The organism is Salinicoccus cyprini, from assembly GCF_007713705.1.
In the GTDB taxonomy this organism is placed as follows: domain Bacteria; phylum Bacillota; class Bacilli; order Staphylococcales; family Salinicoccaceae; genus Salinicoccus; species Salinicoccus cyprini.
The window spans coordinates 696,905-716,447 of sequence record NZ_VMSJ01000001.1 but is presented as its reverse complement, the minus strand read 5'-3'; the positions used below and the strand labels follow the sequence as shown (position 1 = coordinate 716,447).

The 19,543-nt window shown below is 50.3% G+C and carries 18 protein-coding genes and 1 pseudogene; 2 read left to right on the top strand and 17 right to left on the bottom strand.

The features are described from left to right. Positions 1-2: 2 nt before the first annotated feature. The 14 genes from FO441_RS03455 to FO441_RS03390 form a co-directional block, all read right to left on the bottom strand. The gene (locus FO441_RS03455; protein WP_145285821.1) at positions 3-527 is read right to left on the bottom strand and encodes a YqeG family HAD IIIA-type phosphatase; all 525 of its coding nucleotides are present in this window, start codon (positions 525-527) and stop codon (positions 3-5) included. Positions 528-719: 192 nt separating this feature from the next. Continuing rightward, positions 720-1,421, bottom strand: a complete 702-nt coding sequence (locus tag FO441_RS03450; RefSeq protein ID WP_145285818.1) for a 5'-methylthioadenosine/adenosylhomocysteine nucleosidase — start codon at positions 1,419-1,421, stop codon at positions 720-722. Beyond that, positions 1,414-1,890, bottom strand: coding sequence for a transcription elongation factor GreA (gene greA / locus FO441_RS03445; RefSeq protein WP_145285816.1), 477 nt, complete (start codon positions 1,888-1,890; stop codon positions 1,414-1,416). Before greA ends, FO441_RS03450 begins: the two co-directional genes overlap by 8 nt. 39 nt (positions 1,891-1,929) lie before the next feature. Then, positions 1,930-2,550, bottom strand: a complete 621-nt coding sequence (udk, locus tag FO441_RS03440; protein WP_145285813.1) for a uridine kinase — start codon at positions 2,548-2,550, stop codon at positions 1,930-1,932. Then, the gene (locus FO441_RS03435) at positions 2,547-3,188 is read right to left on the bottom strand and encodes an O-methyltransferase (protein ID WP_145285811.1); all 642 of its coding nucleotides are present in this window, start codon (positions 3,186-3,188) and stop codon (positions 2,547-2,549) included. The genes udk and FO441_RS03435 overlap by 4 nt, the downstream gene beginning before the upstream one ends. A gap of 112 nt (positions 3,189-3,300) precedes the next feature. Next, a complete protein-coding gene (mltG, locus tag FO441_RS03430) occupies positions 3,301-4,434 on the bottom strand; it encodes an endolytic transglycosylase MltG (RefSeq protein WP_145285807.1) in 1,134 nt (377 codons plus the stop codon). A 68-nt stretch (positions 4,435-4,502) separates the two neighbouring features. Then, complete coding sequence (locus tag FO441_RS03425; RefSeq protein ID WP_145285804.1) at positions 4,503-4,808, bottom strand: DUF1292 domain-containing protein; 306 nt, start codon at positions 4,806-4,808, stop codon at positions 4,503-4,505. A gap of 3 nt (positions 4,809-4,811) precedes the next feature. Further along, complete coding sequence (gene ruvX / locus FO441_RS03420; protein ID WP_145285801.1) at positions 4,812-5,243, bottom strand: Holliday junction resolvase RuvX; 432 nt, start codon at positions 5,241-5,243, stop codon at positions 4,812-4,814. Continuing rightward, positions 5,236-5,499, bottom strand: a complete 264-nt coding sequence (locus FO441_RS03415; protein WP_145285797.1) for an IreB family regulatory phosphoprotein — start codon at positions 5,497-5,499, stop codon at positions 5,236-5,238. The genes ruvX and FO441_RS03415 overlap by 8 nt, the downstream gene beginning before the upstream one ends. A 55-nt stretch (positions 5,500-5,554) precedes the next feature. Further along, entirely contained in the window at positions 5,555-8,185 is a 2,631-nt protein-coding gene (gene alaS / locus FO441_RS03410; protein WP_145285794.1) for an alanine--tRNA ligase, read from the bottom strand. A 249-nt stretch (positions 8,186-8,434) separates the two neighbouring features. Then, positions 8,435-10,801, bottom strand: coding sequence for an SF1B family DNA helicase RecD2 (gene recD2, locus FO441_RS03405; RefSeq protein WP_145285792.1), 2,367 nt, complete (start codon positions 10,799-10,801; stop codon positions 8,435-8,437). Positions 10,802-10,825: 24 nt separating this feature from the next. Continuing rightward, complete coding sequence (locus FO441_RS03400) at positions 10,826-11,473, bottom strand: tetratricopeptide repeat protein (RefSeq protein ID WP_145285789.1); 648 nt, start codon at positions 11,471-11,473, stop codon at positions 10,826-10,828. Beyond that, complete coding sequence (gene mnmA, locus FO441_RS03395; RefSeq protein ID WP_145285786.1) at positions 11,473-12,579, bottom strand: tRNA 2-thiouridine(34) synthase MnmA; 1,107 nt, start codon at positions 12,577-12,579, stop codon at positions 11,473-11,475. Before mnmA ends, FO441_RS03400 begins: the two co-directional genes overlap by 1 nt. 18 nt (positions 12,580-12,597) lie before the next feature. Further along, positions 12,598-13,722, bottom strand: a complete 1,125-nt coding sequence (locus tag FO441_RS03390; RefSeq protein WP_145285783.1) for a cysteine desulfurase family protein — start codon at positions 13,720-13,722, stop codon at positions 12,598-12,600. 145 nt (positions 13,723-13,867) lie between these two features. On the opposite strand from FO441_RS03390, the pseudogene FO441_RS03385 reads away from it, so the two are divergent. Next, positions 13,868-14,817 (top strand): annotated as a pseudogene (locus tag FO441_RS03385) (LLM class flavin-dependent oxidoreductase). Between the two features lie 46 nt (positions 14,818-14,863). On the opposite strand, the gene thrB reads toward FO441_RS03385, so the two are convergent. Genes thrB through FO441_RS03370 form a run of 3 tightly spaced genes read right to left on the bottom strand, consistent with a single transcriptional unit; the run spans position 14,864 to position 18,021 of the window. Further along, on the bottom strand, positions 14,864-15,778 hold the full coding sequence (thrB, locus tag FO441_RS03380; protein ID WP_246094991.1) for a homoserine kinase: 915 nt from the start codon (positions 15,776-15,778) through the stop codon (positions 14,864-14,866). Continuing rightward, entirely contained in the window at positions 15,717-16,799 is a 1,083-nt protein-coding gene (thrC, locus tag FO441_RS03375) for a threonine synthase (protein WP_145285777.1), read from the bottom strand. The genes thrB and thrC overlap by 62 nt, the downstream gene beginning before the upstream one ends. A gap of 4 nt (positions 16,800-16,803) precedes the next feature. Then, the gene (locus tag FO441_RS03370; RefSeq protein ID WP_145285774.1) at positions 16,804-18,021 is read right to left on the bottom strand and encodes a homoserine dehydrogenase; all 1,218 of its coding nucleotides are present in this window, start codon (positions 18,019-18,021) and stop codon (positions 16,804-16,806) included. A gap of 154 nt (positions 18,022-18,175) precedes the next feature. Between FO441_RS03370 and FO441_RS03365 the strand changes: the two genes are divergently transcribed. Beyond that, positions 18,176-19,540 (top strand): aspartate kinase, encoded by a 1,365-nt coding sequence (locus FO441_RS03365; protein WP_145285772.1) that lies wholly within the window; start codon positions 18,176-18,178, stop codon positions 19,538-19,540. The last annotated feature ends 3 nt before the right edge of the window (positions 19,541-19,543 follow it).

Sequence of the window (19,543 nt, the reverse complement as noted above, 5' to 3'; positions counted from 1 at the left end):
TATTAGTCCCCCCACTGGATTAGACCCTTCTGGTCAAAGTACTTCATAAGAACCCGTTCGATTCTTCTATTGACGACTGTCGCCCAGCCATCCTTCTTCTTAACCGGCAAGACAAGTATGCTCTCTAGACCGACACGGTTTGCACCGAATACATCTGTCATCAGCTGGTCACCGATCATGACCGTCTCCCTCTTGTCTTCATCCATCATTTTCACAGCTTTCCTATAGGCGCTGCCGAGCGGTTTCCTTGCTCTGAAAATATATTCGATATCATGGGGATCACAGAACCTGCCGACCCTGTTCCTGCTCCCATTGGATACAATTGTCACTTTTATATCATTTTCATTCATTGATTTGAACCATTCCAGCACACTTTCGTTCGCCTCGGGTTCATCATAGCCTACGAGTGTGTTGTCAAGATCCGTAATTACAGCTTTGATGCCGCGGCTCTTCAGATACTGTGGCGTAATGCTATGGAATTCCCTGAAATAGTCACTTGGTAGAAAGTATTTTTCCAGCAGCTTCAATATATGCACTCCTAATGAGTTTTTTTATATTTTACCACAAAAAGAAAAGCCCCTTAAAGATTAAGGCGCTTTTGGGTTATTCATTGATTTCATTATCCTCTACATCAGTATCTCGATAGATGAGGTAACCGATAACGATTGTAATGACGACTGCAAAGCTCATAAGATAGATCATGGCGTTTCCCCTCCAGATTACAAATCCTTCACTAATGATTTTACAACTTCAGACGAATGAACACAAGCTTTGGACAGAAATTCTTCATATGTCATATCTGCTGTGTCATCCGCCTTGTCGGAAATCGAACGGATGATGACGAAAGGCGTCGAATACTGGTAGCAGGTCTGTGCAATCGCAGCAGATTCCATATCCACAGCCAGTGCTGACCTGAAATTGCGGGTGATCCGGCTCTTTTGTTCACTACTGCTGATAAATGAATCGCCGCTGACGATAAGGCCGCCATATCCTTTAATATCGGCATTTCCGGCGATGGCCTCAATGGACAGTTTAGCGAGGCCCTTATCCGCAATATAGAACTTCGGCATGCCGGGAACCTGTCCCAGCTCATAGCCGAATTCCACCGCATCCACATCATGATGGAGGACAGACGTACTGACTACCATATCGGTTGCATCAAGCTTATCAGACAGCGCACCGGCAACCCCTGTATTGATCAGAATGCGTATATAGTACCTCTCGAGCAGAAGCGCTGTAATCATGCTGGCGTTGACCTTGCCGATACCGCTTTGGACCAGGACGACATCCTGGCCCTCAAGTTTTCCCTGATACACTTTTGCATGTGCAATCGAGTCGGTCGATTCGACATCCATCCACTCCAAAAGGATATCGATTTCAGGTTTCATGGCACCGATGATACCGATGACACCCCTAGTCAATAGAAACGATTTCCACTTTCATGTCATTGCCATTCGGGAGCGGAACATTGACAGAATCATTGAGTCTTGCACCGAGAAGTGATTTTGCGATTGGAGATTCATTTGAGATCTTGCCTTCGAATGGATCCGCTTCAGCACTACCGACAATCTGGTAGGTTTCCTGGTCGCCATCCGGCAGCTCCTTGAAAGTGACCGTCTTGCCGATCTGGACGCTGTTGTTGTCATTGCTGTCTTCGATGATCTTGGCATGGCGCAGCATATCCTCGATCTTTGTAATTTCCTGCTCGACGAAGCCCTGTTCGTCCTTGGCGGCATCATATTCGGAGTTCTCGGAGAGGTCTCCGAAACTTCTTGCCACTTTTATCTTCTCCACAACTTCTGGACGCTTGACGGTTCTCAGCTGTTCAAGCTCTTCCTGAAGCTGTTCATAGCCACTCTGTGTCATTGGGAATTCTTTTTGCATATCCATCGTACTCCTTCGTCTTTTTATATAATATATTTGAAATTGCTATTCGCTCAGCAGCGTGCGGATCTTGGTTGTAATGAGGTCGATTGCCACATTGTTCTCCCCGCCTTCAGGAATGATGATATCACTGAAGCGTTTGGTCGGTTCAATGAACTGGAGATGCATGGGCCGGACGACGTTCAAGTACTGGCTGATGACCGAATCCATGGTACGCCCGCGCTTTTCGATATCCCGCTGCAGGCGTCTCAGGATGCGGATATCGGAATCGGTATCCACATACAATTTGACATCCATCAGATTTCTGAGTTTTTCATTCTCCAGAGCGAAGATGCCTTCCAGAATAATGACATCCTTCGGCTCCACCTCTATCGTTTCATCGCTTCTGGTGTGTATTTCGTAGTTGTATGTAGGAATTTCGACTGCCTGACGGTTGATCAGCTGCCTGATATGCGCAATCAGCAGGTCATTGTCGAATGCGAAAGGATGGTCATAGTTCGTGCGCAGCCTTTCTTCAAACGTCTTATCACTCTGGTCCTTGTAGTAGTAGTCCTGTTCGATCAGAACAACGCTGTGGCCATCCAGCGCCTCCATGATCTTGCGTGTCACCGAAGTCTTGCCGGAACCGGACCCCCCAGCTATACCTATGACTGTTGGTCTCTTCATCTGAGCTCTTCCTTTTCATCTTTGATAATCACAAGCAGACCATCCCCGACCGGCAGAAATGCAGAAGCGGTCCCGGAACCGGCAACGGCTCTATTGAAACCATCGACCTTCTCCTTCATTCTGCGGGTTCCACGTGCAGTAATGCCGTCTTGTACGACAAGTCCACGGATCAGGATGTTATCCACTATAATGAGACCTCCTGTTTTCACAAGAGGCAGGTACCGTTCATAGAAACGCTGGTTGTTTCCTTTGGATGCATCTATGAAAAGCAGATCGAAAGGCGCTTCGCCGAGCGCTTCGAACGGAACTTCCTTGGCATCGCCAAGTACGCTCAACACCCGGTGGGAGACCCCATGATCTGTAAAAAATGCATTTGCCGTCCGATGGGCATCTTCATCCTTTTCAATCGTCACTACCGACACACTGTCATCCACAGACAGCATATGCATGGCACTATAGCCGATTGCAGTTCCAATTTCAAGTACGTTTTTGACTCGGGCCAGCTTCATGTAGTGCTTCATCACGTTCAGTGCATCTTCATCCATGATCGGCACATCGTGCCGCTTGGCATACGCAAGCATTTCCGGGAATGCCTCTGGACGTGCATTCAGATTTCTAATGTATTCATAAATGTCCATATTACCCACCATATACAAAAAAGTACAACTGATAACAAGCGTTATCAGTTGCCTTATTTATCACAGTTTATAGTAGCACAAATCATTTTGAAAGAAAAGGTGCTTTTATACATTACTGGTTATTGATGTACTGTTCCCTATTCTCAACATGCTCTTCGAACGTTCTGGCGAAATGGTTGTTCCCTTCACTATCTGCCAGGAAGTAGTAGAAGTCCGTGTTTGAAGGGTTCATCGTACTTTGAACAGACTGCATGCCTGGTGACGCGATCGGTCCTGGAGGCAGGCCGGTGTTGGTGTAGGTGTTATACGGATCCTCCACTTCAAGGTCCTCGAAAAGTATCCGTTCCTGGTGCTCGCCGATGGCATACGCAATCGTCGGATCGGTCTGCAGCGGCATGCTCGGACTCTCAGACATCCTGTTCAGGAATACACTTGCAATCTTCGAACGGTCGGCCAGTGAAGTCGCCTCTTTTTCAATCAGTGAGGACAGCGTCAGGAATTCATGGAATGACAGCTCTTCGGTCTCCCCTTCGAATGTAATCGAATAGCCGTTACTCGACTGGTATACACTGAATGTATTGTTTCTTGTTGCATCGAGCATCCGTCTTACGAGATTCTCGATGTCCGGTTCCTCTTCAGTAATGTCGTATGTGGCTGGATACAGATAGCCTTCAAGTGCATACTTCACATCCTCGGCAAGTATCTCTTCAGAGAGCATATCCGGGTACTCCTCTATCATTGTATTGATGAATGCCTCATCCTCCATCAGTTCCAGGAACCGGTCCTCCTGTCCGCTGATCTGCTCCTGATCCGCCATCTGGGCAGCAATCTGCTCGATGGTGAATCCTTCAGGAATCGTCAGACGGCCGAGAACCTCTTCATAGATCCGCCCTGTTTCAAGCGTTTTTGCAATCTGCTCGAAGTTCATCGACGGGGACAGTTCATATGAACCCGCATGATAGTCTGATATGCTGTTCAGCTTGAGGTACAATTCGAACATCGTACCGTTTCTGATGATCTCTTCATTTTCCAACTGATCACCGATCATGCCTGAAGACGATCCCTGCTCGATGGTCACTTCCTTCACTTCAGTAGAGTTCGGGTCGAGCGGCTCGGAACCCGATTTGATGTACATGTAGATGAAGAAAGCACCCAATATGAAAAGCACAGCCAGCAAAGCGATAATGAATAGTGAAAGGTAGGATGAAACATTCTTTGAAAATCTGATATCGTCGTATTTACTCATATATTACTCCTATCTCAAAAATAGCTTCCAATATAGATTGGAAGCCATTCCTCATTCATTAAGAAGCTCTACTCTTCAGGTTCATCCATCTGAGTATTGACCACTTCTTCGATCATGTCCCATTCTTCGTCAGTTTCAACAGGCATGAATTTGCCGCCTTCACCGTCATCATCCGGCATATTGATCATCGGAATGAGCTCTATTTCTTCATCATCATTTGAAAAGTTGCCTTCTTCAGCAAGAATTACATACTCTTTGTCGAACCCGGGATGGTGAAACTCGAGCATCTTGCGGTAGAGGACTTCATTTCCCTCTTCATCATACAGTGTCAGAAGTTCTTCTTCATTGTTGAAATCCATTTCTTCGTGACTCATAATTCAGTCTCCTTTAACTGGATTATCGAGATAGCCCTGCAATATGAACACTGCGGCCATTTTATCGATTACAGCTTTCCTTTTTTTTCGGGAGAGGTCCGCTTCGAGGAGCGATCGCTCTGCGCCGATTGTGCTAAGACGCTCATCCCATAATATTATTCTAACATCTGGGAGTTTCTTTTCAAGCAATTTACTATAATGGATGGATCTGTCGCCACTCTCACCGACGGTATTGTTCATATTCTTCGGAAGACCGACCACAATTCTGCTGACGTTATTGTCCCTGACAATCTGGGAAATTTCTTCAATACCATATGATTCTTCATCATAATTGATCTTTAGTGTGGTCAGCCCCTGCGCTGTCCACCCGAGTGCATCGCTCAACGCGACACCAACGGTCTTTGTCCCTACATCGAGTCCAAGTATCCTATTCATGGATTTCCTTCTCGATGTACGTTCTGACGAGCACTTCCATGATTTCGTCCCGCTCGATGTGGCGGATCTTGTTTCTCGCCTCATTGTGACGCGGAATATAGGCTGGATCACCGCTCTGAAGATACCCTACGATCTGATTGATCGGGTTGTATCCGCGTTCCTCGAGCGTCCTGTAGACAGTCGTCATGATCTCCTTCACATTATGTGCCTTGGTATCCTCGACACTGAACTTCCTTGTTTCGTCAAATTGATTCAAATTCAGCACTCCCATCATTGCTTGCCTTTCCATACATTATAGCATTCATAGCCCTCTACTGAGAACTCTTAACATAGTCTTCAACAAACTGTAACGCATTTGTTATATTTTCCGGGCTTGTGCCGCCGCCCTGCGCCATATCAGGTCTGCCGCCGCCTTTGCCTTCCACTGTCGAAGCCATGCCTTTCATTATCTCTCCAGCTTTGAAGCGATCTGTCAATTCTTTAGGCACCGTGACGACGAGTGATACCTTGTTGTCGTTGACCGTACCAAGCGCGATGATTGCATCCTGTGCACGGGACTTCAGGTTGTCCATCATTTCACGCAGTTCCTTGGCACCGCCGGCCGGCACTTCTTTTGAAAGTACTTTGATGCCGCTGATATCCTTCACTTCATTCGTCATATCCGCAAGCGTATCCGCCTGACCGGACGCCTTGAGCTTTCTGATCTGCTGCTCAAGTTCCTTCTTCTCCTCGACAAGCGCATCGACGCGTCTGTCCACCTGGTTCTCCTTGACTTTAAGGCGTCCTGCGATGGACTGGAGTACAGCTTCCTTCTCTTTATACAGATTGACGGCATAACGGCTTGTGACTGCCTCGATCCGACGGACGCCGGCACCGATGCCGGTTTCGGAGACAATTTTGAACAGGCCGATCTCTCCGGTACTGCCGACATGGATACCCCCGCACAGCTCGACGGAATACTGGTCGATATCGACAACGCGGACGATGTCTCCATACTTTTCTCCGAACAGTGCCATTGCACCCTTCTCTTTGGCATCGGCAATCGGCATTTCTGCAATTTCGACTCGCATATTGCTGTAGATCTTCTCATTGACGATGGTCTCCACCCGGTCGATTTCTTCGTCAGTCAGTCCTTCAAGGTGCGAAAAGTCGAAACGCAGTCTTTCCTTCTCCACAAGTGACCCGGCCTGATTGACGTGATCACCGAGCACATCCTTCAACGCCTGGTGGAGCAGGTGGGTAGCCGTATGATTCTTGGTGATGAAATTGCGGCTTTCTTCCAATACTTCAAGGCTGTACACATCACCGGTGGTCACTGTGCCTGATTCGACAGTCGCCACATGGACATTCTGGCCGTTCGGTGCCTTGTAGACCGACTCCACAGCGAGTGATGCATTGCTGCTTCTGATCTGCCCCTTGTCTGCAACCTGTCCACCACTTGTTGCATAGAAAGGTGTCTGGTCGAATATAAGTTCAACACGCGCACCCCCTTCCGCCTGTGCAACCGAGGTGTCGTCCTTGATGATGTGGAGCAGTTTCGCCTCCTCATGCATGGACTGGTAGCCTGTAAATGTGCTCTGGTCAGTAATCCCGGCCAGTGTCTCCGACTGGATCTGCATCGAGTCGCCGGACTTGCGGGCATTTCTGGCACGCTCGCGCTGCGCTTGCATTTCTTGTCTGAATCCAGCTTCATCAACCCGGAGTCCGTCGTTTTCGGCATATTCCTTCGTCAGTTCGTATGGAAATCCATACGTATCGTACAATCTGAAGGCGTCTGCACCGCTGATGGTGCCATCACCGCTCTCAGCCTTCTGCTTGACCTGGTCATAGATCTGGATGCCTTCATCAAGCGTTGCCAGGAAGCGCTCTTCTTCCTTCCTGATGACTTCCTTGATGAATGCCTTGCGCTCGCTGACATTCGGATAGAAGCCGTGCATGACATCCGCCACTGGGTCAGCAAGTTCATACATGAATGCACGGGCGATATCGAGCTCCTTGCTGAAACGCACTGCTCGGCGGATGAGTCTTCTGAGTACGTAGCCGCGTCCTTCATTGGATGGCAGTGCACCGTCCGCAACAGCAAAGCTGACCGTACGGATATGGTCGCTGATGACCTTGAAAGCGACGTCTTTATTTCCATCTTCGCCATACTTGCAGCCGCTGATCTCTTCGATGCGTGCAAGAATCGGTGTGAACAGATCCGTGTCGAAGTTGGTCGGCACTTCCTGTGTGATGCTTGCCATGCGCTCAAGACCCATGCCGGTATCGATGTTCTTGTTCGGCAGCGGTGTATAGGTATTATCCTTGTTGTGGTTGAATTCACTGAACACCAGGTTCCAGATTTCCAAGTAGCGCTCATTCTCTCCCCCTGGATACATCTCCTCGGCCGGCGTGTCGAATTCGAATTCCGGTCCGCGATCGTAGAAAATTTCGCTGTTCGGACCCGAAGGACCTTCGCCGATGTCCCAGAAGTTGCCTTCGATGCGGATGATGCGCTCCGGTGACAGCCCGATTTCATTTCTCCACAGTGCGTAGGCATCCTCATCCTCCGGGTGCACCGTAACGTAGAGTAGATCCGCGTCAAAGCCGATCCAGTCATCATTTGTCAGGAAGTCCCACGCATACTTGATGGCATCCTTCTTGAAGTAGTCGCCTATGGAAAAGTTTCCGAGCATTTCGAAGAACGTATGGTGGCGCGCTGTAAAGCCGACATTTTCAATGTCGTTCGTACGGATGGCCTTCTGTGCATTCACGATCTTCGGATTTTCAGGAATGACCCTGCCGTCGAAGTATTTCTTCAGTGTCGCCACACCCGAGTTGATCCACAGCAGTGAATCATCGTCGATCGGTACGAGCGGTGCACTCGGCTCGACCATATGTCCGTGCTGGTTGAAGTATTTGATGAATAGATCCCTGATTTCGTTGCCTGTCAGTCGTTTCATTACTGTCACTCCTCATTTTATGAAAAATAAAAAGACCTCCCCAAAATAATGGGACGGTCTTTACCGCGGTACCACCCAAGTTATGACAGCGTCATCACTCAAAGAGTATTTACATGGAGTGGAAAATAGCACACGGGTGGATGCATCATTGTTTTCACCAACCACAATGTCTCTGGATATGCATGGTGCCCGTTCAAGATTCCCTCTTGATCAAACTTGCTTTGATTATAGAAATATTCAAGGAATATGTCAAATGAAATCGTAGGGCGTGACGCCGCCCATGTTGATCATCGCCGGTATGGTGAACATCGTCTCCTCACTCAGCACCTCCGGTATTTCACCGGGTTCTGCCGGTTTCTCCTCCGGTGTTCTGCCGAACAGAAGCCGGATCATTTCATACAGCGACGTCCGGCGCTCTATGCCCTCTTTCTCGAGTGATTCATAGAATGCATCGGGGTCCCCGCACAAGATCAGCGATTCCTTGGCACGCGTGATGCCTGTATAGACGATATTCTTCATCAGCATATGGCGATAGCTTCTCACCACCGGCATGATGACGATCGGATACTCGCTGCCCTGCGCCTTGTGGATGCTCGTGCAGTAGGCATGGGCGAGTTCTGTCAGTTCCTTTCTTTCATAGGCGATGTGGATGCCGTCGTAGTCGACCAGAATCGAATCCTTCTCGGCTTCATCCTGGTCTTTGAAAAGGATTGAATCGATGACACCCGAGTCGCCGTTGAAAATATTGTCCTCGGCACGATTGACGAGCTGGATGACCTTGTCGCCTTCCCTGAAGATGACATCACCGAAGGCGATTTCATTTTTGCCCTCATCCTCCGGGTTCAATATAGACTGGAGAATCTGATTCAGCTTCAAAATCCCCGCATTGCCCTTGTATATAGGTGCCAGTACCTGGATATCACGCATATCATAGCCTTTCGACACTGCCTTGTTGACGACATTGTCGACAAGCTCCGGAATCTGGTTCACTTTTGCCGGGATGAACAGCCGGTCCTTGAACTTCTGGGTGATATCCATCTTCCTCTGCTCCTTGATCTCGTGGGCCAGGCGGATGATGGAGGAGCCTTCACCCTGACGGTATATCGTATCCAGCTCCGTCACCGGAATGATCTCCGACTCGATCAGATCCTTGAACACGGTACCCGGACCGACCGACGGCAACTGATCCCGGTCCCCGACGAATACCAGACTGGTATAGGGCTTGACATTGCGCATCAGCTGGTAGAAGAGCCACGTATCGACCATCGACATCTCATCAATGATGATCAGATCGGCATCGATTTCAGCATCGATCATTTCATCCTTCTCGGTATCCATGCCCCAGCCGATCATCCTGTGGATGGTGGACGCCGGAATACCGGCGGTTTCGCTGAGACGTTTGGATGCACGACCTGTCGGGGCTACGAGCCGGATCGGATACTCGTCCTTGTCGTATTCATCATGATCCTTCAGATCATGCAGCTCGTGGTATGCACGGATGATGCCTTTGACGATCGTCGTCTTGCCTGTGCCGGGGCCGCCCGTAATGATGGAGATCTTCTCCGTCAGCGCGGCGATCATGGCGGACTTCTGCTTGGCATTGTAGTGGATGTCGAACTTTTCCCCGACTTCGCCGATGACTTCTCCGGCCTTCTCCTCACTGACGGCGACATCGGTACGATTGTTGATCATGCGGTATATCTGCTCGGAAGACTTGTATTCCGAATAGAACAGCGAAGGAATATAAATGCGGTCCTCATACTGCACCAGCTTGTCGTTATCCGACAAGGCATCGATTGTAGCGCCGATATCCTTCTGTGTGAAATATTCCTGACCATCATGGTTGAGCAGATCACCGGTCAGCTCCACAAGCGTGGCGTAATCCATATACGTATGCCCTTCCGACATGACAACGCCTTCCATGATGTACATGATGCCCGCCTGCAGCCGGGTTTCATCATTTCTTGCGATACCGGCGGAATAGGCGATGCGGTCGGCGGTCTGGAAACCGACACCTTCAATGTCCATGACCAGCCTGTAGGGGTCCTTCTCGATGACGTGCAGCGCCTGATCCTGATAGGTCTTCATGATCTTAGCACTCATGCGTGCACCGAAGCCGTACTCTGTCAGCTTGATGACAAGCCGCTCCGTCTGGCTGTTCTCAAGGATCCGGTTATGGATCATCTCCTGCTTTTTGGCGGACAGCCCTTCGATGCCTCTCAGCACAGTGCGGTCATCCGCAATCTTACCGAGTGCCTCAACACCCAGCGTCTCCACTATCTTCTTCGCGGTCTTCTCCCCGATGCCCGGGAACGTCTCGCCGGACAGGTACTGTATGACACCGCGTACCGTCGTCGGCTGCTCTTTCTTGAAAGTTTCCGCACTGAACTGCTCACCAAACCGTGCATGACTTGTTATCTTGCCGGTAAAACGGTATGTTTCGCCTTCAGCGATGGCATGAAAATATCCCGTAACGATCACTTCGTCGCTGAAGTGGGTATTCGTTTCACCGATCAGTACTTTAAGTACAGTAAAGCGCGTCTGTTCACTCAGGAAAATGACGCGCTCCACCTCTCCGACGATATAGGTTTCATCATATATTGTTGATTGTGCCAACTGGAATCACCGTCCCTGGTGCGCTTATTCTTCCGTTTCGAACTTGCTGATGGCGTGATGTGCCAGATGATGGTCGGCTTGAATCTCCACGGCCTTGCGGAAATGCTTGAGGGCCTGTTCCTTATCATCATGCTTCATCACTGTCAGAAGTCCCATATTGTATTCGGCATCCGCGTTTTCACTCTTGTCGATGACTTCACCGAGCAGCTTTTCAGCCGGGTCATACAGCCTTATCTGGCAGCATAGAAGCCCATACTGGAAGGTAATCTCCATGTCTTCCGGTTTCGCCTTGTGTGCCGCTTCAAAGAACTGCAGTGCCCGTTCAGCTTCTCCGAGGTGCACATGCGACATCGCAAGCATGAAGTTGAGGTCGGCGTCTCCCGGGTTGCGGCTGTATGCCAGTAGATAGAGCCTGACTGCTTCCTGGAACCGCTCATTATCATAATAGACGTTGGCGAGTGCATAGTACGCACTCGTACTGCCCGGGTTGAGCGTAATCGCCTTCTGCAGGAAGCGTTCCGCCTCCTCATCCCGGCCGGCCTGATGCAGCAGGTTGCCTGCATTGATGTGGTGGGCCTCCTGCTCCGGGTGTTCCTCGATCTCCCGGAATATTTCCTTCAGCGCTTCTTCAATTCTGCCTTCCTTGATCAGCTGTTCGTATCCGATCGCCATTATCCGAGATACTCCAGCTCTTTTGCTTCTTTGAAGACACGGTCGATCGTCGCACCGCCAAGACATACTTCTTCATCGTAGAAGACAACAGCCTGACCCGGTGTTATTGCCCGGGCAGCATCCTTGAATTCAACATGCAGTCTACCGTCGCCCAGTTTCGTTACAGTGACCGGCTCATCGTCCTGGCGGTATCTGAACTTTGCCGTGCACTCGAAGTGGTCCGGCACTTCAGTGATGAAGTTGATGTCGGATGCTTCAAGGCTTGATGAGTAGAGTGCTTCGTTATGGTAGCCGGATACGACATATAGCTCATTCGTTTCGAGGTTCTTGCCGGCAACAAAATAAGGACCGCCGTCTCCGCCGATGCCGAGCCCCTGGCGCTGGCCGATCGTGTAGTACATCAGACCGTCATGCTGTCCCTTATCCTCTCCAGTATCCATGTTGATCATGCGTCCCGGGTTCGCAGGCAGATAGCCGCTCAGGAATTCCTTGAAATCACGCTCGCCGATAAAGCAGATGCCGGTGGAATCCTTCTTGTCCTTCGTCGCAAGATCGTACTCATGCGCAAGCTTCCTGACTTCCGTCTTATCCATGTGTCCGAGCGGGAACATGACGCGCGACAGCTGCTCCTGTGACAGCTGGTTCAAAAAGTACGTCTGATCCTTATTGCGGTCGACGCCTCTGAGCATGCTTGTGCCATTTTCATCATGGATGACGCGCGCATAGTGGCCCGTTGCCACGTAGTCGGCTCCGAGTTTCATGGCGTGATCCAGAAATGCCTTGAATTTGATCTCCTTGTTGCACATGACGTCCGGGTTCGGTGTGCGGCCCTTCTTGTATTCATCGAGGAAGTACTGGAACACGCGGTCGTAGTACTCCTTCTCGAAGTTTACAGAGTAGTAAGGGATGCCGATCTCTTCGGCGACCAGCCTGACATCCTCATAGTCATTCGTTGCGGTACAGACACCGAACTCATCGGTATCATCCCAGTTCTTCATAAAAATTCCAATGGTGTTGTAGCCCTGGTCCTTGAGCAGCTTGGCTGTGACCGAGCTGTCCACCCCACCGCTCATGCCGACGACAACAGTGATATTTGATTTATCCATCAGATCATTCCTTTCCAATTACTTCATCAGTCTTTCATATATATCTTTCAGTGCTTCCACAATGTGTTCGATATCCTCATCCGTCATCAGATATGAAAAGCTGAAACGGATGGATTTTGTACTTCTTTCCGCCTTGCCATACATCGATTCCAGAACATGCGAGGGTTCGAGCGTCCCTGCATGGCAGGCGGAGCCTGCAGACAGGTAGATGTCCGCCATGTCGAGCGCTGTCAGCAGAAACTCCGCCTGCGACCAAGGAAAATAAAGATTGATGATATGGCTCGCCGACTGGTTGACGTCGCCGTTCACTTCAAATGGCACTTCCGCCACAGTCAGCGTGTTCAAAAAGCGTTCCTTCAGCTGCATTTCCTTGAGGCTTCTTCTCGTGGATTCGTCCGATGCACGCTTCATGGCTTCAGCCATCGCCTGGATCCACAGCCCATTCTCAGTCCCCCCTCTTGCGTCACGTTCCTGTGAGCCGCCGGTGATCATCGGGTCAAGCCTGACATCCTTCGACTTGTACAGCAGTCCGATCCCCTTCGGACCGTAGATCTTATGCGCACTGAGCGACAAAAGGTCTGCACCAAGGTCCTTGACATCGACAGCCATGTGGCCGAATGCCTGTACTGCATCGATATGGAGCAACGCATCATATCCCGCCAGGATTTCCCTGATTTCATAGATCGGCTGCATGACACCCGTTTCGTTGTTGACCAGCATAATCGACACGAGCGCCGTATCCTCCCTGAGTGCGCTTCTCAGCGCTGTGGTATCGACGACACCATTTTCGCCCGCTGGCAGATACGTCACATCGGCATCCGCCGTCAGTGATTTGAATGTATTGAGCACAGAGGCGTGTTCGATTTCGGTCGTAATGATGTGTGGCCGATGATGACGTTTAACAACACCCCGTATCGCCATGTTGTTCGCCTCGGTGGCACCGCTTGTAAAAATGATTTCAGCGGGGGATGCGTTGAGCAGTGACGCGACGTCCCGTCGTGACTTTTCAAGATTGGCCTTGGCGAGCTTGCCCGCCTTATGGATGCTCGAAGGGTTGCCGAACGCATCCGCCCCATCGATCACCATTTTTAGAATCTCCTTATCCACCGGCGTTGTTGCCGCATAATCTGCATATATTGCCACTTTTATCACCCTGCCTCCGAAATAGCTTTATTAATACAATATAGCATTTTAACATGCCGCATGAAATTTTTATACTTTCCGAACCGTTTATTAGACAAAATAATTCGTATGGCCGATAATTGTTGCATGATAGGAGGAATTATCAATGCCAAAGAAACTGACACCATCCATTCTGAACCTTGTGCCTGTACGGGAAGGAAAAGGGGCAAGGGAAGCATTTGAAGATATGGTCTCACTTGCACAGCACGTGGATCAGTCCGACTATGCAAGATACTGGGTGGCAGAGCACCACAACACCACTTCGATCGCCTCCTCTGCGACACGCCAGCTGATCCAGCACATACTCCACCATACCGAAAATATACGTGTCGGCAGTGGCGGCGTCATGCCATTTTCGGCGACAGGCTCGACATCGGGCTCGGCCGTGCGCCGGGAACTGATATGCTGACAGCAGGTGCCATAAGGCGCAACAACCATGACGGCGTATATACTTTCGGTTCTGAAGTCGAGGAGATCAGACAATATCTGTCCGATGAACCGACAAAGGTTACCGCATACCCTGGCAGCGGGACAAACATTCCATTATATATACTCGGCTCGTCGACTGATTCGGCCCACCTTGCCGCCCGTCTCGGCCTACCGTATGCATTCGCGGCACACTTTGCGCCGGGTCAGATGGATGAAGCCTTCAAGATATATGAACGGGAATTCGAGCCGTCCGATCAGCTCGATGCCCCGTATAGGATTGCATGTCTGAATGTCATCTGTGCAGACACGGATGAGGCAGCAAAATATCTGTCCACGACCATGTCCCAGTTCGTACTGAACGTCGTACGCGGCGGCAGGAATAAACTTCAGCCGCCGGTCGATGACATGTCCGGCCTGTGGAGTCCACAGGAAAAGCAGATTGTCGAGAGCCGATTCCCTGTAGCACTGATGGGATCGGAAGATACGGTGCTTGAAAAGCTCAGACTGTTCCAGAACCAGTACGGCGTGGATGAAATCATGGCGGTCAGCTATATATATGATACGGATGCGCAGAAGCGCTCCTATGATATCTTTGAAGCGGTCGTCAGGAAGTATAACGGCGAGTAGCACTGAAGCCCCCGGTCGAGATCATTCTCTCGACCGGGGGCTTCTTCTATTCCCTGCTGTAGATATCCACTTTTTCATGAACGCATCCTGGCGCCTTGCCGAGTGCGTTCAGAATCTTGCCTGCATCCGCCACGTCACACAGCGTCAGAAGACTCGGGCCTGCACCACTGATGACGGTGGCGTAGGCACCTTGGTCCAGAGCGATTTGTCGCACTTCATCGTATTCCCGAATAAGCGGTCTGCGGTATGGCTCATGAAAGAGGTCACGCATCATCAGTTCGCCCATGGATGGATAGTCCTTGTTTACAATCGACAGCAGCATGACGTTGTTGATGGCGTTCTGATCCACGGCGTCCGCTTTTCTGTAGGTGCCGGGCAGTGCGGCTCTTGCTTCGTTCGTATCGATTTCATACGGCGGCACACTGATGATGGCGGATAGACCGGAAAAGTCCAGTGTATGGTAATAGAGTTTTCCTGAACCATAGTAGCCGACGAACAGTCCGCCGGTAATGGCCGGCCCGACATTATCGGGATGCCCCTCCAGTTCACTGCCGCACAGCACCTTGTCGAAGTCACTCAATGCAAGATCGCAGAAACGGTCGGCCAGTTCAATGCCTGCAATGATGGCCGAAGCTGAACTGCCGAGACCGTGCGTCAGCGGAATTTCACTGCCCATCATGATTTTCAGTTCAGGCATCTTTTTGCCGTACTTCTCTGCAGTCCAGATGGCTGTCCTGATCACCAGGTTCTTCTCATCCCGTGGCAGGACTTCGAGGAATTCATTTTCGAAAACGACTTCCCATCGGCTGCTCTCTGCAGCTTCAATATGAAGGAACTTGCCGAGGGCCAGTCCCATCGAATCAAAGCCTGGACCCAGATTTGCGCTGGTTGCAGGTACTTTAAACTGATGGACTGGCATCATGTGAGATGGCTTCAATGTATTCGATGATCTGTTTTTCATCATTTGGCAACACCTTCGGTTTCTGGGTAATCTGGTTGATCGCAGTTTCAGGGTCCTTCAGTCCATTGCCTGTCAGTACAGTGACGACCGTGGATCCTTTTTCAATCCTGCCTGACTTCAAGGAACGGAGCATGCCGGCGACACTTGCGTTGGAACCGGGTTCTGCGAAAATGCCTTCCGTACCAGCAAGCAGTTCATAGGCTTCAAGGATTTCATCATCCGTCACCGCTTCGATGACACCTTTGGACTCATCACGGGCAGCAACTGCCAGTGCCCAGCTTGCCGGATTGCCGATCCTGATGGCTGTCGCAATCGTTTCCGGCTGTGGAATGATCTCGTCCCTGACGATGGCTGCGGACCCTTCAGCCTGAAAGCCGAAGATTTTGGGCAGACCGCATGAATGCAGTTCATCATATTCCTTGAACCCTTTCCAGTATGCGGAAATATTTCCTGCATTACCGACCGGAATCGTCAAGTAGTCCGGCGCCTTGCCGAGCGCATCGACCACTTCGAAGGCGGCGGTCTTCTGGCCTTCAAGCCTGTATGGATTGACTGAATTGACAAGCGTGATGTCCTCCCGCTTCTCGGCAATGCCACGTACAATTTTAAGTGCTTCATCAAAGTTGCCTTCGATGGAGACGATCTTCGCCCCATACATCATCGCCTGGGCAAGTTTGCCGAGCGCAATCTTGCCTTCCGGAATGACGACGATTGTATTGAGCCCGGCACGGGAGGCATAGGCGGCAGCGGATGCTGAAGTGTTGCCGGTAGAGGCGCAGATGACCGTGTGGGCACCTGCCTCCTTCGCTTTGGCGACTGCCATGACCATGCCCCGGTCCTTGAAGGAGCCGGTGGGATTGACGCCTTCGACTTTGGCATACAGTTCCGCTTCGAACTTCTCGCTCAGTGTATCCAGACGGATCAGCGGCGTATCGCCTTCATGCAGTGTCAGCCTCGGTGTATTTTCATTTACGGGAAGCAGTTCAGTATATTCATTAATTAAACCTTGCCAGTTTACCATGCTATCAATTCCCTTCCACCTGATATAGTGCGCGGATGCCATGCTGTGTATCACTTTCCAGCTTTTTCAGCTGCTCCTGCCCGATTGGACCTGTGATCACTGTCGTGTCATCTGCTGCGTCGACCAGCCTGTACTCGATATTCATGCCTGCGAGATGATTACTGATGGCAGCCTCATCCGAGCTGAAACGGATGTAATAGCTGTACGCCGTATCCGATGCTTTAACATGGGCAGCCGCCTCCGGTCTTGTACCTGTACGTGCGGCACCGCGGCTTCTGGCACAGTTGATCAGGTCGGAGACGACGGCTGATGCTGTTTCCGGTCCGCCTGCACCCGGGCCGTAGAACATCGTCTCGCCGACTGCATTGCCCATCACGTATACTGCATTCTTTTCATATTCGACTGAAGCCAACTGATGCTCATCCGGCAGCAGCACCGGTGCCACTTCCATCGATACGTTTTCACCATCGAATTCGCTCTTGCCGACCAGCTTCATTTTCAAACCTGCATCTCCTGCATTGCTGATATCCTTCAATTCAACATTTCTTATGCCTGTTACCGGCACTTCGTCAATGTCCACCTTGCGACCATAGGCGAGACGCGACAGCAGGACGATCTTGCGCTGTGCGTCAAATCCATCGACATCGTTGGTTGGATCCGCTTCTGCATATCCCTTCTCCTTGGCTTCATCAAGCGCACGCGCATAATCCCATCCATCCTTCGTCATCTTGGACAGGATATAGTTCGTCGTACCATTCAGAATACCCATGACCTTATGTATCTGGTTGGCATTCAGACCATGCTCAATTGCATTTACAATCGGTATGCCACCGGCAATGCTTGCTTCATACAGCAGATTGGCATCATTCTCCTCGGCCACAAGAGCCAGTTCATCGATGTATTTGGCCAGCATGTCCTTGTTGGCGCTGATGACATGAATGCCTTTTTCAAGAAACTGTATGAGCACATCCCGGGTCGTTTCCATGCCGCCCATCACTTCTATGACTGCATCTATGCCGTCAGAATCAAGCAGTGAATTGATGTCATCCGTCACGATGGCCCCGCCAAGATCAGCATCCCGCTTCTTGTCGACATTGCTGACAAACACATGACTGACTGTAATCTCTTCGCCGATGAGACCTGTAATCTTCTCCCGATTCATCGAGAGTACTTCCATGATGCCGCAACCTACAGTTCCCATCCCAAGTATTGCCAAATTCATAACGTGCACACCCTCCTGTAGAGATTTAATAGTATAAGCCTTTATATTAGAGAGAAAACTTCAAAAATTCAAGAAATAAATTAAAAAAAGGTACACAAGTTTCCACCTATGATGTATTATTGTTCTTAAATTTCAGAAATGAAGGTGTGAGAAGATGAAAGTAGTCAAGTTTGGCGGCAGCTCCCTATGCAGCTCAGAACAGATCAGAAAAGTAGCCGACATCATCAGAAGTGATGCAGAACGACGAATTGCTGTCGTCTCTGCACCTGGCAAAAGATCCAGTGGTGATACCAAGGTGACGGATATGCTGATAGCCCTGCATGCCAACCACACGGCCGGACTGGATACAGAGGATGCACTCAGCCGCATCATCGACCGTTTCGCATCCATCGTCAACGACCTGGAAATCGACCAGTCATTGCTCACGCAGTTCGAACGGACACTGGTACACTACCTTGAAACAATCACCAGCAAGGACCGGCTGCTCGATGCCTTGAAATCGTGCGGCGAGGACTTCAATGCCCAGCTGGTCAGCGCCTACCTCAACCAGATTGGTGTGCGTGCTGAATACATGTCCCCGAAGGAAGCCGGCATACTCGTGACCGACGAGCCATCAAACGCCCAGCTGATCGAATCCTCGTACGATACGCTGAACCGGTTGAAGGATACCGACCATGTTCTGGTCATCCCTGGATTCTACGGCTGTTCCGAAAATGATGATATCGTCACTTTTCCGAGGGGCGGCTCGGATATTACAGGTGCAATCGTTGCGCGCGGTGTTGAAGCCGAGCTCTATGAAAACTTCACCGATGTCAGCTTCATCTATTCGGCACATCCGGGGCTCATCGATCGTCCGCACGCCATCCGTGAAATCACCTACCGTGAGATGCGGGAGCTTTCATATGCAGGGTTCGGCGTCTTTCATGATGAAGCACTTGAGCCGGTCTTCAAAAAGCATATCCCTGTCATGATCAGAAATACGAATGACCCTGATGTCGAAGGGACGAAGATTGTCTCGGACAGGGCGTTCATACCTGAAATGCCTGTAATCGGCATCAGCTGTGATGAAGGATTCACTTCAATTACAATGAACAAGTATCTGATGAACCGTGAAATCGGATTTACGAGGCGACTGCTGCAGATATTGGAAGACCACCGCCTGTCCTATGAACATATCCCATCCGGCATCGATAACCTTTCCGTCATTCTGCGCACAAGGCAGTTCGAAGGCAATTCGAAACTTGAGGAAGTGATGGCCGACATCAATGACAAGCTCGAGCCCGATTCCATGTATGTCGAAGATGATCTGGCACTCCTCGTCATCGTAGGTGAAGGCATGAAAGAGCACGTCGGCATCGCCACCAAGACGACAACCGCTTTGAGTGACAATGGCGTCAATATCAGTATGATCAACCAGGGTGCGTCTGAGATCAGCATGATGTTCGCAATCGCCATCAAAGATGCGCATAAGGCACTGCGTGCCATCTACAGCAACTACTTCAAGGAAGTCAAAGTATAGTAA